Source organism: Bacillus sp. GbtcB14, from assembly GCF_019091205.1.
Taxonomy (GTDB): domain Bacteria; phylum Bacillota; class Bacilli; order Bacillales; family Bacillaceae_G; genus Bacillus_A; species Bacillus_A cereus_AG.
The window spans coordinates 412,412-428,257 of sequence record NZ_JAGXJT010000003.1 but is presented as its reverse complement, the minus strand read 5'-3'; the positions used below and the strand labels follow the sequence as shown (position 1 = coordinate 428,257).

Below are 15,846 nucleotides of genomic sequence, written 5' to 3'. Positions count from 1 at the left end.
TTCTATGAATTAATCAAAAAATGCAGCAAACGCAATAAATAATAATAATGTTCCACTAATCAATGTACCAAACTGACCTAAAGTGAATTTACCGATGCGAACGTGAGCGATTTTTCTCCCTAACGCAACTCCACCCCACACTGTAATAAAACTACCAACTGCAGCTGCAATACAAATAGCAATTGGATTTAAACCGAATAACCCTGCTCCTAAACCGTTCGTTAGTGCATTCGCGGACAAACCAATTCCAAGAAACATAGACTCTACAAAACCGATTTCACCAGATTTACCGATATTTTTCGTTAAGCCATTTATTTCTGTATCTGCCACTTCTCCCTCAGTCTCTTGCACTGCAACCTTACGAGGAATTGCTAGTAAAATAATTCGGAGACCAATTATAACTAATAAGAACGAACCGATTACAACTGGCATAATCCCAGGTAAAATTTTTGACAGCCATAAACCAAAATATATTCCTACTACACTAAATAAAAAACAAATTATCGAAATAATAAAGTTTGATAGATGACTAATTTTTATATTTCGAATGCCGTAAGAAATTCCTACCCCTAAGTTATCGATACTTGATGAAAATGTTAATGCCAATACCATTATCCATGCTGCCATTTCGTTCACCCCTTCATATTGTTGAACATTCCGGAAACTAACGTGACATACATAGTACGGAATATGGATAAGGGAGAAAAAAACTCCCTATCCCCCTTCCAATTAATAACTCTTTTTACAAACGAGGAAGAGTGAACCACTTCATTATATTCATGCGATTCACTTTTCCTTTTTCACGAACAGATTGAAAAATTTCTCCTGTGAAGGACCCCATTTTAGTAGCAATCTCTTTTTGCATTGCTTTATTTTCTAATGCCGCCTTTACACTCAAATCTAGCGCCTGTTCAAAATGCTCTAACGCTTTTTCTAAATGGTAATCTACATCTTGTTCAACAGCTTTATGCGTCATTTCTTACTTCCTCCATTTCCTCAACCTTTGTAGCCGCTTCTATTACCTCTTGCTCTTCAGCATGATCATCTTCAACGTAAGAAAGTTCTTTCTCAAATTGTTTTTGCATTCTATCCATTTTCGCTTCTACAATAATATCTTCTACTTCTTCTTTAATCGTTTCAAAAGTGGATTTCACACCTTTTGCCCCTGATTCAACAAGTGGACGAAGTGTTTTTCTTACAACAGGTAATAAAGCGGCACTCGCTAACGCTAAAGTAGATCCAATAACAATTTTTCGTATCATTTCCATTGCTCCTTTACACTGTTTTTAATAATGCTAGTTCCTTGACTACCGGTTTTGCCGAGTCATCATTCTTATATGAAATTAAATTAATAATAGGTTTCGAAATTTGAGATACTGTGCCCGCTACAAGAAGAACAGGTATCCATTGCATAAGCGTTAATGGCACTGTATGGAATATACGAGCAAATGACGGAACATATATAGCTGATAATAATACAAGCCAAGACGTCCCTAACGCTGTTACAAAGAAACGATCTTTTGACCAATCACGCATTGTTTCGTCTGATCCTTCTTGCCTCCAAGAAAATGTTTGAATGAGCTGACCTGCAACTAACGCCGCAAACGCTGATGTTTGCGCTACTACAAGAGGCACACCAGCAGCTAAACTCATACCGAATAAAGCAAGCGATCCTACTCCTAGCAATATACCTCGCGTCACAACCTTTTTGTATAGCTCTTTATCCACAATATCTTGGCGTTTCGTTTGCTTCGTTTTGTTCCCAGGATTTACAGCTAAAATCATTGCCGGTAAAGCATCTGTAATAAGGTTCATTAATAAAATTTGAATTGGCACTAACGGAATCGGCATCCCTGCAATAACAGCTGCACTTGTCACCAATACTTCAGCTAAATTTCCCGTTAATAAACAACCAACCGCTTTACGAATATTACCAATGATCGTTCTACCTTCTTTTACCCCTTCCACAATGGAACCAAAGTGATCTTTTTTCAATATAAGATCTGCAGCTTCTTTCGTTACTTCTGTTCCTGTTTGCCCCATCGCAATACCGATATTCGCTTTCTTTATAGCAGGCGTATCATTCACACCATCTCCAGTCATCGCAACAATTTGACCGTCAGCTTGATATGCAGTTACTATGCGTAATTTATGGGCCGGTGTTACTCGCGCAAAGACAGAAGTGTTTTTCACGATATTTTTTAGCTCTTCATCTGTTAAATGATCAATTTCTATCCCAGTTAAAACACGATCATCACGATTCCAAATACCAGTCTGCTTCGCAATAGAAATCGCCGTGGTTGGATGATCCCCAGTAATCATGACTGGCTTTACACCAAGTTCAATCGCTTCACGAATACTTTCTTCTACTTCAGGCTTCGGAGGATCAATCATACCAACTAACCCAACAAAAATAAGCTCATCCTTCTCACCATCACTGTATGCAAAACCTAATACTCGTAACGCCTGTTCTGCAAAACCTTCATTTTGTTGTAAAATAACTTCTTTTTCTTGTTCACATAACGGATAGATTTCACCATTATGTTGATACCATTTACATCTAGTAAGAATCGCCTCTACAGATCCTTTCGAAAACTTATACAGTGATTCATTTTCCTTACAAACAACACTCATAATTTTCGTTTCAGAGTCGAACGGTTCTTCATGATGTCGTTCAAATGATTTCATATCTTCATGTGACACACCCGCTTTAGAAGCCAAACTTAACAAAGCCCCCTCAGTCGGGTCACCTTTCACGATCCACTGATTCTCTTCTTGTTCTAATTTACTATTGTTACAAAGGACACTAATTTGCAGAACGCGAACTAAATCTGGATTTTCTAACGGTGTTTTTTCACTTTCATGATAAGTCACTTCTTCTACTTCCATCTCTACAGCAGCGGCGACTTTAGATGACGTTACATCCGAAATCTTACCTACCGGTTCATATCCATCACCCGATACACTCCATACACGATTTGGCGTAGCGATCACTTTAACCGTCATTTCATTCTTCGTAAGAGTACCTGTTTTATCAGAGCAAATAACAGTTGTTCTACCTAACGTTTCTAAACTGGAAAGTTTCCGAACGAGTGCATTTTGCTTTTGCATACGGAATATCCCTGCGCTTAAAGCGATTGTAATCATAATCGGCAAACCTTCTGGAACAGCTGATGCTGTAAGAGCAACCGATGTTGTAATCATTTGTGTAATCGGCAAACCTCGTAGTAACCCCGCTACAAGTACGATACCACCAGCTACAAATGCCCCTTTAATAAATGTTTTACTAATAGACGTCACCTTTTGTTGGAGTGGTGTAGGCTCCGTTTCTTCTCCTTTCATTAAAGAAATCATATAGCCCATTTCTGTGCTCATCCCTGTTTCCACTACTACAGCTCTCGCTTTACCGCGCGTTACGGACGTACCCATAAAGAGCATATTATTCCGCTCCGCTAACGAACATTCTTCTCCTATAGCATCCTCTTTCTTTTCAACAGGTAGAGACTCACCCGTTAACATCGCTTCATTAACTTCTAAATTCCAAGAATGTATAGTACGAAGGTCAGCAGGCACACGGTCTCCAGCCTGAAGGCAAACAATATCCCCAGGAACGAGCTCACTACTTGCTATTTCTACTTCTTCGCCTGCTCGAATTACTGTACAATTCGGCGCACGGAATTGATTTAAAGCTTCCACTACTTTTTCGGCCTTCCGCTCTTGAAGCGTTCCAATTACCGCATTCACAATAAGAATTGTCCCCATTGCCAATCCATCAAACACCCCGCCTGATAATACAGACAAACCAGCTGCTCCAAGTAAAATAAGCGATGTAAACTCTTTAAATTGCCCCATAAATGACACAATCCAAGGGACAGACTGCTTCGGTTCCATTTTATTCATTCCATACTTTTCTTGTCGCATTTGCACTTCTCTATCACTTAATCCTTGCTGTTTTTCCACTTGCAATTCATCTATTACGTCTTCTTGCGAGAGTGTATACCATTTCATAGAAGGTTCTCTTGCTGCGGATTCATTCCTATTTACTATCTCTTCACTAGAAAAAATCTTCTCACTCACCCGCTTCGCTCTAGATAAAAACGTTAAAGATAGAGCATTCGCCAATAAAGCGATAACAGGCGCCGTAAATATAGACCAAACAGCCAGCATCTCACCGGCAATATTCCACATTTTTGCTACTCGAAAATGTTCTTTCACCAATAAATCGATTCGTTTTGCATACGCCATTGATTGAAAGACATTTTTCATTTCATAGTGAGATATTGACGGGAATTCAATCTTTTCCTCACATACAAATAACACTTCTTCCCCATTCAAACGGATACGCTCTACACGTTCTACAACATCGCTATGTTGCCAACTTGTATCAATACCGTATTGCGTTAGAACACCCTCATTCATATTTAAACTATTTCCCATAACAGCTATCGCACATTTATTTTCGTTTAACTGATGAAAGATGTCTGCAAACTCAGGAACAATTGCTATTTTTGATCCAGCTAACAATCCGAGGCATTTTTGACCTTTAGCAACAAACTGAACGTTAAACCCTTCTTTGTTCAGTCTCTTCGCTTCTAACTCATAAAGGCTTATATCTACACCATTTCGTTCTATAAATTCTTTACTACCGGAAAAAGATGGGATACCTTGTATTTCACCTTTTATCCCTTCTTCATCAATCTCGATTTCAAAAGCCTTTCTTAACGTTCTTCCTGTTTGCTTCGCTCGTTGCACAACCTCATCTTTCCAATCATGCTCACTTTTCTCCAGTAATGAGGCTGCCGTGCACAGAACTTGCCCTTCATCTTCTGAAATACAGCTAATCTCCGCTTCTTCATTACGGAATATACGAGATACATCGTCAAATACGATCGTTCTCGTTCTGGACAATTGAGATAACGATCCTTCATTTGGAATAAGGTATCCTCTTTCTCTCGCAACGAGATCTCCTTGTCTCCATGCATACTCAGCAGACGAAACAGCCGGTTTCGGATTCGCAGCTAATAAGACCGCCATTCCGCGTAACGGATTTCTCGTAAATGCCCATGTTGCCCCGCCAAAAAGCATACCCCATTTCGATTGCTTTTCACTGTATGCTCTAATCTCTGGGGATAAAATCCGTTCTTTATACGAATATGTTTCTTCATTTATGTTCGCTTGACTACGCTTCCAATTTAAATAATTTAATAGACTAAGTCCTGCTAGCACGACAATATTTTCTCGCGCAAGTGCTAGCGCTAACGTCCCTATACCAAGCACAAGATCCGAATTCACCTTTTTGCTAGCAACCATTTTTTTGAATCCACGTTTCAGAAACGGATATCCCGTCACAACAGATAAAGCACCTGATACGTAAAAAAGTCCTGGGCTTCTAGCTAAAGCAGATCTTCCCATAAATAATTGTTTTATACCGAAAGCACCTAATCCAACGACCGAAAGCGCTAGCGGTAACGGAACACCTTCACCTTTTTTCTCGTAAGAAATTACACTAGATGAAGAATCTTCTACTTTCTTCGTTTCTTCCATATTATTAAGGTTATTATTCTTTGTAATTTGTTCTTCTAGGAGTTTAATTATTTCACAAATTGTATGTAGAGAGGTCTTGTTGATATCGTAAGTAATAAGGGCTCTTCCTGTAGAAATAGAGGGACTCACTCGATAAATACCTTCCACGTCACGAAAACGTTCTACTATCAAGTTCGCCATGTTCATATTGTATTTCAGTTTATATATTTCAATTCGAATTCTTCCAGGTAACGATCGTATAAATCTCGTTTTCAATGATTTACTCTGCATCATCATCCTCCTTATTCTTGTAAATGAAGTAACATCACTTACTATTTAAGGAGTGACAGGTAAGCTTTCGTAATCCATACTCTCCTTGGAATGATATGCATTTAAACGAGATACCCACTTTTCCTGGAATTTAGAAATCGTAGTCGGAACCGCTTCTACTGCTCCGATAATTGGTGAAACTGTTTTTACTGCCACTTTATGTGCCGCTTCTTTCACTTTCGGTAACGCTTCTTCCATTTCTGCACCAGCACTTTGCATTTGTTCTTTTGCACCAAGAAAAGCAGATACTGTTTTTACCGCTAGTTTTCTTAGTGCCTTTCTCGCTTTCGGTGACGCTAATATAACCGCCGCTACCCCAACCGCTATACCGATTGGTGATTTCATAAATCTAAACATGTACATTTCTCCTCACTTAATTTTTTTCAAATCCACAAAATAGACCAAACCTATACAGCTAAGTACACATGTAATCCGCTTTATCACATCCTTTTTTTGTAAAAAGTATATATCGAGTATATATTTTCGTTTGTATTATTTCAACAATTTATTAGTTTTTTGTAAATTTTATGTTAATTCAGATAATTTTTGTGAACTTTTCTATTCTTATGCAAGGATATAGGCAATATATTCCATCATATTCTTACTCAATTGTTGAGATTACATTGAGAAATCATTTTGTTTTTTTACAAATTACAAACTAATACATGCACTTTTACGAAACAAATTTTATATACTATTAAAAAAATGCCTCAGGGAGTGATTTTCATGAGCTTATCCTATTGGAAATACGCTATTCTTAATCATATTACTGTAAATTTTCGCACCTTCTTATTCAATATCATTGTCGCTATTTTAGGTGAATTCGCACTTTTTCTTGTCCTCAGTTTTATTCCAAAAAGATTTCATAAATTTTTTGCATAAAAAGGCCTGAGTTTCTATCTACTGTAGAACTCAGGCCACTTAGCTTTATTAAATAATGAGGACTTGTTACATAGGCCTCTCAATACCCGACCTGGTATTTGAGAGAATATATCAGCGATTAGTCAGATATATCGATTTACCAACAAATTCCGACATATCGAAAACGAAAAATCCCCCGCGTAACTTACGAATCACCGTATTTCCTTTTATTCGCACTTAAAATAATAAGAAACGCCACAGCTATTACAGCTAAAAAGCGAACTGGATTAAACGGTGTTCCTACCGTTTCATTAAAACGATGATAAATAAAAGGGATCATCTCAAGTACCATTAACCCCATCGCAATTTGAAACGTCTCAGCCATCGCTTTATTTTTTATAAACGCAGCGCGCTCATCACCTTGTTTCCCAATCGCTATAAACATTTTTATAATAGCAAACAATACAAATAAAAAGACACTTAACGCAATAATAAAAATCAAAACATACATCAAAATACACCTCTTATATGTAAAACTTGTTTGACAAGAGTATAACATCTTTCACCCCGCATGTAAAACATCTTTTACACACAAAAAAGACGACCGTTTAACAGTCGTCTTTTCCTATTTATTTCGGAGCATTCCCTACATATTGCGTAATATCAACATTTAACGCTTGCGCTAAACGCATACCGTACTCTTGATCTGCACGGAAGAAGTTACAAACAGCTAGTAATTTCGTGCGCTCATTTACGTCTTTTAAGTCATTTGTTAAGTTTGCAATTAAGTTATCTTGCTCTTCTTTAGAGAATGAACGGTAACGCTCACCTGCTTGTTTGAAGTCATTTGGTTTGTCAATTTTTTCACGAGATACATAGCCTTCTACTTTCATAGTTGAATCGCGATAAGCTTTGTCTTCAACTGGATTTTCAGCATGACGGCTCGGTTCGTAGTTGATTGTAGATGGATTTTGATTGATTTGCATCGCACCATCACGTTGTTGGTTATGAACAGCTGCGTACGGGCAGTTTACAGGAATTTGTAAATAGTTTGCACCAAGACGGTAACGCTGTGTATCTGGATAAGAGAATAAACGACCTTGTAATAATTTATCTTCAGATGGTTCAATACCATTTACAGTTGCACTTGGAGAGAACGCCACCTGCTCTACTTCTGCGAAGAAGTTTTTCGGGTTACGATTTAACGTCATTGTCCCTACTTCGATTAATGGGAAGCGATCTTCTGGCCATACTTTAGTCGGGTCTAATGGATCGAAATCTAAAGAATCCGTTTCTTCTAGTTGCATCACTTGTACGTGTAAATCCCATTTCGGATAATTTCCTTTTTCAATCGCATCGAACAAGTCACGAGTTGCATGGTTAAAGTCTTTTCCTTGTACTTCTTGCACTTCTTTTGCACTTAAGTTACGTACATTTTGCTGTGGTTTCCAGTGATATTTAATGTAGACAATTTTACCTTCTGCATTAATCCATTTAAATGAATGTACACCGAAACCTTCCATTTCGCGGTAGCTTGCTGGTGTACCATAATCAGAGAATACCCATGTCATCATATGTGTAGATTCTGGCGTTAACGTCATGAAATCCCAGTAACGATCTGGTGTTTGAATATTTGTATCAGGTGCTGGTTTTAAAGAATGTACCATATCAGGGAATTTAATTGCATCACGAATGAAGAAGACTGGTAAATGATTACCTACGATATCGTAATTTCCTTCTTCTGTATAAAATTTAACAGCGAACCCGCGTGGGTCACGAGCTGTTTCCGGAGAACCTTGACCATGAATAACCGTTGAGAAACGAACAAATACAGGCGTTTCAGTTCCTTCATTTTGTAAAAATGCTGCTTTCGTATATTGCTTCATGCTGTTTTTCGTTACGAATACACCGTGAGCACCTGCACCACGTGCATGCACAACGCGCTCTGGAATACGTTCACGATCAAAGTGAGCCAGTTTTTCTACTAAATGATAGTCTTCTAATAATACCGGTCCACGGCGACCAGCTGTACGAGAATTTTGGTTGTCTCCAACTGGAGCACCTTGGTTTGTTGTTAAGCGATTATTTGGATTCATCTAGGGGGATCCTCCTCTTTCTCTCATAGTAATCATTATTTATTTAAAATTATTATAAACTAATTATTATTTAAAACTAGGTTCTTGTCAACTATTTCCTTCATTTTTTTGGAAACAATTTCAGTTAAGCAATCGATAAATACAGATTGTGAATTTGGCATATTTGGTCTAAAATATGCCACATTTAATTCATCAGTTACAACTTTACATTCGTAATCATTGTCATATAAAACTTCTAAATGCTCTGCCACAAAGCCAACCGGACAATATATGAAAGATTCATATCCACGCTCTTCAAATAAATCTCTCGTTAAATCTTGCACATCCGGTCCAATCCATGGATCAGGTGTATTCCCTGCACTTTGCCAACCAATTGTATAGTTTTGAATATTTGCAGCTGCTGCGATTAAATCCGCTGTATGTTGTAATTGCTCTACATAAGGGTCACCTGCCGCAATAATTTTTTCTGGTAAACTATGCGCTGAAAAAATTACGACAGCTTTCTCTTTGCCTTCAATCTTTGTAAATGTTTCTTTTATTTGCTCTGCCCAATACGAAATAAATTTCGGTTCATCGTACCATTGTTCAATTGGTTCAATAACAGGACCACCGATTTCTTTTGAAAGGCGAATAGCACGGTCATTATACGCTTTAATGCTAAATGTAGAATAATGCGGAGCTAATACGATACTAATCGCCTGCTCAATTCCATCGCGCTTCATCTCTTCTACTGCATCTTCTATAAATGGGGCAATATGTTTTAAGCCTAAGTAACAAGTAAATTCATACTCTGTAAACATATTATTCATTGAATCTGTTAATTTATGCGCTTGCTCTTTCGTAATTTTTGCAAGTGGTGAAATTCCGCCAATTGCTTTATAGCGCCCCATTAAATCTTGGAGTGCTTCTTCGGAAGGTTTACGCCCGTGGCGAATATGTGTGTAGTACGCTTCTACATCATCTAATGATTCCGGCGTTCCATATGCCATTACGAGTAAACCTATTTTTTTCTTTGTCATCTATATAACACCTCAATTTTATAAATGAGAATCTTTTTCAAGAACATTTGTTTCCAATTATAACAACTAATAATAAGTACGTCAAAATAATTATTCTAAATAAGTATTATTTCTAATATGATTTTGAATTTTATATGACAATTTATTTAATAGAAAAGCGACTTACTTTTATGTAAGTCGCTTTTCTTCTATTCTTTAATATTCACCCCATACTCTTTAAACCAAACATGAATTTGCGCTAAATGAGCTAAAAGCTGAGGACCAGTCATTAATTGACCGAACCAAGGGGACTGAAATGCACTGCCACCTGACTCAATTAATCCGCTCAGCTGTTTTTTATCAAATAGTTCGTGTAAAATTGATCCTTTATCCGTTAATAAATCTTGTAGCCATACTGTTACTGCTTTCGTATAGTGCGGATTATGCGTTTTCGGATATGGGCTCTTCTTTCTATACAAGATGTCATTTGGAAGTAACCCTTCTAACGCTTTACGCAATAGACCTTTTTCGCGGTTTTTATACATTTTCATTTCCCAAGGAATATTCCACGCGTATTCGACAAGTCGGTGGTCTGCAAACGGAACGCGTACTTCTAAGCTTGCCCCCATACTCATACGGTCTTTTCTGTCTAATAATGTTGTCATAAACCATACCATGTTCAAGTAAAATAATTGTCTTCTCTTTGCTTCAATTGGGCTTTCTCCCTCTAAAATAGGAACTTCTTGAATGGATTCTTCGTAACGCTGCTGTACATATTGTTGTAAATTTAATTTATTTCTCCATTCTTTTTTCAGAAGTTGTTCCCGTGCTTCTGTAGAGCGCATCCATGGAAATGCACTCGATTGTAAATCATCTTCTCTATAAAACCACGGATAACCACCAAATATTTCATCTGCACATTCCCCAGATAAACCGACGACAAAATCTTGTTTGATTTCACGACAAAACCATAATAATGACGAATCAATATCGGCCATACCAGGCAAATCACGAACGAGTACGGCTTCTGTTAAATACTGTGCTAATTGTTCATTTGAAATGACGCAACGATGATGGGTTGTTTGAAACGTCTCGGTCATCAAATGAATAAATGGAGCATCTGAATTTGGCTGGAACGCATTCGCTTTAAAGTATTTGTCATTATCTTCATAATCAACAGAGTATGTGTGTAATTGTCCTTTCCCTGATCTTTCATATTCTCTCGCAGCAATTGCTGTAATCGCGCTCGAATCTACACCGCCTGATAAAAAAGTACATAGTGGTACGTCAGAAACGAGTTGCCTCGTAATTGCATCTTGTAATAAAAAGCGTGTTTTCTCTACTGTTTCTTCAAAGGAGTCTTCGTGCTTTTTGCTTTCTACATTCCAATATCTCCATATGCATAAACCATTCTTTGAAAATGTCATTGCATGACCTGGACGTAATTCTTTTATACCAGCATAAATACCGTGACCAGGTGTTCTAGATGGTCCAAGACCGAATATTTCTGATAATCCTTCTAACGTTACTTCCGCTTTCACATCCGGATGAGCCAGTATCGCTTTTAACTCTGAACCAAATAATAATCGCCCACTATCATATTTATAAAATAGCGGTTTTACCCCTAATCGATCTCGCGCAATAAACACTTGTTCTTTCTGTTCATCCCATACGGCGAACGCATATATACCGTTTAAATGATCGACACATTCTTCTTTCCATTCAATATACGACGCTAATAGTACTTCCGTATCAGAATGACCTTTGAACGTATATCCTCTTCTTAATAGTTCCTTTCGAATATCTTCCGTGTTATACAGTTCGCCATTATAGCAAATCGCATAATTCGTTTCATCTTTTAAACAAGTCATCGGTTGTTTACCACCCTCAGGATCAACAACGATTAACCGTTTATGGCCAAATGCGACATTGCCTTTAATCCAAACTTTATTATCATCCGGGCCACGCTTCGCTAACGTCTCGGCCATCTTCGTAACGACGTCCCTTTCTCCTTCTAATGAGCGTTTATAATCCACCCATCCTGTAATCCCGCACATACGAATCATCCTTCCATCTTATTTCTTTTCCTAAACGAGCAGTAATCCCCACCTTAAAGGTGCGGATCAAAAAAATGACAAACTTGACGATAATCTACTACCCACATATGGAATAGCATTTTCACTCAGTAAAACGTGTTTTATTGTATGCCCACCTATGTCTAGATGTGTCTAGTTATAAAGAATGCACGAACTGTCTATAACAGAAATAACTACTTTTCATAAAGGAGAAATCGTGTATGATACAACGTAACCATATTTTATATAACCAGCCTCGCGCTCATACAATTGGTAATGTAGAATATATAAACAATGAATGGGTATTCTTTGATGATGAAAATGATGAAGCATTTTTATTAGAAGATATTGCCGAAGATGGCTTTGAGATTTTATATAACAACAACTGGCTACCAGCTCGTTTCTATGAGCAAGATGTATTACAAATCGCCAACGAACAGCACCACCTGCAAAACGGGGAAATGATACGAATTCGAAAGAAATTACTTCTTAGCTATACGGAATGGCTTGAGGAATTACCTGACTCTGTCTTTACGTTATTAACCGAATCATTGCAATCCCTTCATTACTCTTTATATGATTGCATATATTGTCATAATTATTTATCCTTCTTACCGAAAGAAGAAGCACGCGAAGGAGTAAATATTCTTTTATTTGATAACGAAGAGATGATTTGTACACTGCAACACCATTTCGTTCGTCACGCTACGTCAAATAAAAACATGTTTCGTTTTACGAAAGTAACCGGAGAAGAGTTACATATCGATGCTACATAAAATAAAAAAACCACCTTACCTCCCAAACACTTGAGATTATAAGGTGGTTTTATTTTTATTTGAATACGTACCAGCCAATCGGTAATTTTAGTCCTAAGTATATTACTGCTACTAACGCAACAATAAATAAGCCCCAAACCGCCCCTGTTGGTTTGTTTTTGCTCATTTTTACAAGAACCATTTCCATTCCACCGATAACTAAAATACCGGCTAACATTTTCATGCCGTACCACATGTGCATGCTACCTGTTGCTGTCTTCACAATACTCATGTACAACATGAATCCTGTCACAATAATGAAGATATACACTAGGCGAAGCCCCATATGTACACCTTTACCTTTTCTTCCTGCTGAATAAAGTGAATACGCAACGAAGAATAAAATTAAACCTAACGCCCATGCTGTAATATGCATATGTACCATCGTATCCCTTACCTCCTCTTTTCACACTTTTTCACTCTATATGATAACATGTTCATTTATTTTCAGGAAATGTTTCGCTTTTTTACATTTAAATGCTATAATATTTAGAGTATTTACAAACTTCTTGTAATAACAAAAGGGGGAACAATCATGATTCAAACTAAGGATATTATCGAACTTACAGACACATACGGGGCAAATAACTATCACCCACTTCCAATCGTTATTTCTAAAGCAGAAGGCGTTTGGGTAGAAGATCCTGAAGGAAACCGCTATATGGACTTATTAAGTGCATATTCTGCAGTAAACCAAGGTCATCGTCACCCAAAAATTATTAATGCTTTAATTGACCAAGCTAATCGTGTTACGTTAACTTCTCGTGCTTTCCATAGCGATCAATTAGGTCCTTGGTACGAAAAAGTTGCGAAACTAACTAATAAAGAAATGGTACTTCCAATGAATACAGGTGCAGAAGCTGTTGAAACTGCAATTAAAACAGCTCGCCGCTGGGCTTATGATGTGAAGAAAGTAGAAGCAAACCGTGCTGAAATCATCGTTTGTGAAGATAACTTCCACGGCCGTACAATGGGTGCTGTTTCTATGTCTTCAAACGAAGAGTACAAGCGTGGATTCGGTCCAATGCTTCCTGGCATTATCGTAATTCCTTACGGTGATTTAGAAGCATTAAAAGCTGCAATTACACCAAATACAGCTGCATTCATTTTAGAGCCAATCCAAGGTGAAGCAGGAATTAACATCCCACCAGTTGGTTTCTTAAAAGAAGCTCTTGAAGTATGTAAAAAAGAAAACGTTTTATTCGTAGCAGATGAAATCCAAACTGGCTTAGGCCGTACTGGTAAAGTATTTGCTTGTGACTGGGACAATGTAACTCCTGACATGTACATACTTGGTAAAGCACTTGGCGGCGGCGTATTCCCAATCTCTTGCGTAGCAGCAAACCGCGACATTTTAGGCGTATTCGAGCCAGGTTCTCACGGTTCTACATTTGGTGGTAACCCACTTGCATGTGCTGTGTCTATCGCAGCTCTTGAAGTGTTAGAAGAAGAAAAATTAACAGAGCGTTCTCTTCAATTAGGTGAAAAATTAGTTGGGCAATTAAAAGAAATTGATAACCCAATGATTACTGATATTCGCGGTAAAGGCTTATTCATCGGTATCGAATTGAACGAGCCAGCTCGTCCTTACTGTGAACAACTAAAAGCAGCTGGTCTATTATGTAAAGAAACACACGAAAATGTAATTCGTATCGCACCACCTCTAGTAATCTCTGAAGAAGATTTAGAGTGGGCGTTCCAAAAAATTAAAGCGGTATTATCGTAATAATAGAGAGGTTGTCCTACATGTTGGGACAACCTCTTTCTTTTTATATTGATTTATACTAAAATAAAATTGTAATTTTCTGTATTTTATTTTAGAGAGCAGGTGCGATATGTTATTAAGGTATGGTAAACATATTAACTATTTAGCTACATCTTTTATTTTAGTTACATTCTTCGGCTTCCTAATTTCCGTAACATTGCTTAATCACTACTCAACTTCCACTACATTCACATTACTGAAAGCATCATTTTGGACTGCTGTTATTCTTACTATCATTGGTTTTGGACGAGAAAAAAGTGCACTTACGGTTATACTATTTGGCATTTGTACACTTGCATTCATTGGTCTTTACACTTTTTCGATTATCGATTACCTCTATCACCCAAGACCATAGAAAAGAGCTATCTTTTCACAAGATAGCTCTTTTTTTATTTCACTACATTTCGCAAAGTACCAATTCCTTCTACTGTAATGACCACTTCATCACCAGCATGCAAAAACTTCGGTGGTGTGAAACCTTTCCCGACACCAGCCGGCGTTCCTGTTGCGATAATATCGCCTGGCTCTAACGTCATTCCTTTACTTATCGTTGAAATGATTTCTTCTATTGTAAAAATCATTTTATTTGTATTTGAAGTTTGCCTTACTTCCCCGTTTACTACCGTTTCAATGTGTAACGCATTTGGCGCACTCACCATTGATTTATGAATTAGATACGGTCCCATCGGACAAAATGTATCGAAACTTTTTCCAAGGAAAAATTGTTTATGCTTCCTTTGAATGTCGCGAGCCGTTATATCATTTATAATGGTATAACCAAAAACATGCTCAAGCGCTTTTTCTTTTTTTATTTGTTTCCCTCTCTTACCAATGATGATAGCTAGTTCTCCTTCATAGTCTAGTTCATTCGTTGCGTGGGGATGACTATTAATTTTTTCATTCATTCCAATAACTGTCGTTGGCGCTTTCGTAAAGATCATTATATTTTCTGGAATTGACTCTACTCCGCCCATTTCTATCGCATGCTCACGATAGTTCTTTCCAACGCAAAGAATATTCTTCCTTGGCCTTGGAATTGGTGCTAATATTTTCACCTCAGTTAACGGATAATACGCCGCTCCTTCATTTTCCTTCGCCCAATTTACAATATCACATATTTTTTCAAAGCATTCGGTTCCTCTTTCAATACACTCTAACATTGTAATCGGAATCGTAACCTTTTCCCCTTTTTGTCTTTGCGCTTCTCTTACATGTAATACCTTTTCTTCCTCTTCATCCACAATACCTACAAATACCTTTTCATCTTTTTTCGCCGTTACCAAACGCAATATTTCCACTCTCCATCCTAAAACTCATACCCTTTAATTGTATTCGCATCCGTAAGAAAAAAACCTTCTCATGCACGCTAATTTTTACAATATT

General features: G+C 37.6%; 14 protein-coding genes. 3 read left to right on the top strand and 11 right to left on the bottom strand.

What is annotated here, in order from left to right; translation table 11 throughout:
* Positions 1 to 9: 9 nt before the first annotated feature.
* From ytaF to asnB, 9 genes are all read right to left on the bottom strand, one after another.
* Positions 10 to 690, bottom strand: a complete 681-nt coding sequence (ytaF, locus tag KVT31_RS11120) for a sporulation membrane protein YtaF (RefSeq protein WP_088095520.1) — start codon at positions 688 to 690, stop codon at positions 10 to 12.
* 52 nt (positions 691 to 742) lie between these two features.
* Positions 743 to 976: a hypothetical protein gene (locus KVT31_RS11115; protein WP_088095519.1), complete on the bottom strand. Its 234-nt coding sequence runs from the start codon at positions 974 to 976 to the stop codon at positions 743 to 745.
* On the bottom strand, positions 966 to 1,262 hold the full coding sequence (locus KVT31_RS11110; RefSeq protein ID WP_088095518.1) for a hypothetical protein: 297 nt from the start codon (positions 1,260 to 1,262) through the stop codon (positions 966 to 968). Before KVT31_RS11110 ends, KVT31_RS11115 begins: the two co-directional genes overlap by 11 nt.
* A gap of 13 nt (positions 1,263 to 1,275) precedes the next feature.
* The gene (locus KVT31_RS11105; protein WP_088095517.1) at positions 1,276 to 5,814 is read right to left on the bottom strand and encodes a cation-translocating P-type ATPase; all 4,539 of its coding nucleotides are present in this window, start codon (positions 5,812 to 5,814) and stop codon (positions 1,276 to 1,278) included.
* Between the two features lie 45 nt (positions 5,815 to 5,859).
* A complete protein-coding gene (locus tag KVT31_RS11100; RefSeq protein WP_088095516.1) occupies positions 5,860 to 6,210 on the bottom strand; it encodes a YtxH domain-containing protein in 351 nt (116 codons plus the stop codon).
* Between the two features lie 709 nt (positions 6,211 to 6,919).
* Positions 6,920 to 7,225, bottom strand: coding sequence for a hypothetical protein (locus KVT31_RS11095; protein ID WP_088095515.1), 306 nt, complete (start codon positions 7,223 to 7,225; stop codon positions 6,920 to 6,922).
* A 118-nt stretch (positions 7,226 to 7,343) separates the two neighbouring features.
* Complete coding sequence (gene katB / locus KVT31_RS11090) at positions 7,344 to 8,810, bottom strand: catalase KatB (protein WP_088095514.1); 1,467 nt, start codon at positions 8,808 to 8,810, stop codon at positions 7,344 to 7,346.
* 59 nt (positions 8,811 to 8,869) lie between these two features.
* On the bottom strand, positions 8,870 to 9,829 hold the full coding sequence (gene hemH / locus KVT31_RS11085) for a ferrochelatase (RefSeq protein WP_088095513.1): 960 nt from the start codon (positions 9,827 to 9,829) through the stop codon (positions 8,870 to 8,872).
* A 188-nt stretch (positions 9,830 to 10,017) separates the two neighbouring features.
* Positions 10,018 to 11,865, bottom strand: coding sequence for an asparagine synthase (glutamine-hydrolyzing) (asnB, locus tag KVT31_RS11080; RefSeq protein ID WP_088095512.1), 1,848 nt, complete (start codon positions 11,863 to 11,865; stop codon positions 10,018 to 10,020).
* Between the two features lie 239 nt (positions 11,866 to 12,104).
* Between asnB and KVT31_RS11075 the strand changes: the two genes are divergently transcribed.
* Complete coding sequence (locus KVT31_RS11075) at positions 12,105 to 12,659, top strand: DUF2777 domain-containing protein (protein ID WP_088095511.1); 555 nt, start codon at positions 12,105 to 12,107, stop codon at positions 12,657 to 12,659.
* 55 nt (positions 12,660 to 12,714) lie between these two features.
* On the opposite strand, the gene KVT31_RS11070 is transcribed toward KVT31_RS11075, so the two are convergent.
* On the bottom strand, positions 12,715 to 13,083 hold the full coding sequence (locus KVT31_RS11070) for a YisL family protein (protein WP_088095510.1): 369 nt from the start codon (positions 13,081 to 13,083) through the stop codon (positions 12,715 to 12,717).
* 150 nt (positions 13,084 to 13,233) lie between these two features.
* Between KVT31_RS11070 and rocD the strand changes: the two genes are divergently transcribed.
* On the top strand, positions 13,234 to 14,424 hold the full coding sequence (gene rocD, locus KVT31_RS11065; RefSeq protein ID WP_088095509.1) for an ornithine aminotransferase: 1,191 nt from the start codon (positions 13,234 to 13,236) through the stop codon (positions 14,422 to 14,424).
* 109 nt (positions 14,425 to 14,533) lie between these two features.
* Positions 14,534 to 14,818 carry a hypothetical protein gene (locus KVT31_RS11060; RefSeq protein ID WP_088095508.1) on the top strand — a complete coding sequence of 95 codons (285 nt, stop codon included), beginning with the start codon at positions 14,534 to 14,536 and terminating at the stop codon, positions 14,816 to 14,818.
* 34 nt (positions 14,819 to 14,852) lie between these two features.
* Here the strand turns inward: KVT31_RS11060 and KVT31_RS11055 are convergent, their stop codons facing one another.
* Positions 14,853 to 15,752 (bottom strand): fumarylacetoacetate hydrolase family protein, encoded by a 900-nt coding sequence (locus KVT31_RS11055; protein ID WP_170930122.1) that lies wholly within the window; start codon positions 15,750 to 15,752, stop codon positions 14,853 to 14,855.
* Positions 15,753 to 15,846: the final 94 nt, after the last annotated feature.

Bases quoted from the DNA above. Each gene is read 5' to 3' on its own strand.
- KVT31_RS11115 (WP_088095519.1), bottom strand. From the start codon at position 976: ATGACGCATAAAGCTGTTGAACAAGATGTAGATTACCATTTAGAAAAA.
- KVT31_RS11110 (WP_088095518.1), bottom strand. From the start codon at position 1,262: ATGATACGAAAAATTGTTATTGGATCTACTTTAGCGTTAGCGAGTGCC.
- KVT31_RS11105 (WP_088095517.1), bottom strand. From the start codon at position 5,814: ATGCAGAGTAAATCATTGAAAACGAGATTTATACGATCGTTACCTGGA.
- KVT31_RS11100 (WP_088095516.1), bottom strand. From the start codon at position 6,210: ATGTTTAGATTTATGAAATCACCAATCGGTATAGCGGTTGGGGTAGCG.
- KVT31_RS11095 (WP_088095515.1), bottom strand. From the start codon at position 7,225: ATGTATGTTTTGATTTTTATTATTGCGTTAAGTGTCTTTTTATTTGTA.
- katB (WP_088095514.1), bottom strand. From the start codon at position 8,810: ATGAATCCAAATAATCGCTTAACAACAAACCAAGGTGCTCCAGTTGGA.
- hemH (WP_088095513.1), bottom strand. From the start codon at position 9,829: ATGACAAAGAAAAAAATAGGTTTACTCGTAATGGCATATGGAACGCCG.
- asnB (WP_088095512.1), bottom strand. From the start codon at position 11,865: ATGTGCGGGATTACAGGATGGGTGGATTATAAACGCTCATTAGAAGGA.
- KVT31_RS11075 (WP_088095511.1), top strand. From the start codon at position 12,105: ATGATACAACGTAACCATATTTTATATAACCAGCCTCGCGCTCATACA.
- KVT31_RS11070 (WP_088095510.1), bottom strand. From the start codon at position 13,083: ATGGTACATATGCATATTACAGCATGGGCGTTAGGTTTAATTTTATTC.
- rocD (WP_088095509.1), top strand. From the start codon at position 13,234: ATGATTCAAACTAAGGATATTATCGAACTTACAGACACATACGGGGCA.
- KVT31_RS11060 (WP_088095508.1), top strand. From the start codon at position 14,534: ATGTTATTAAGGTATGGTAAACATATTAACTATTTAGCTACATCTTTT.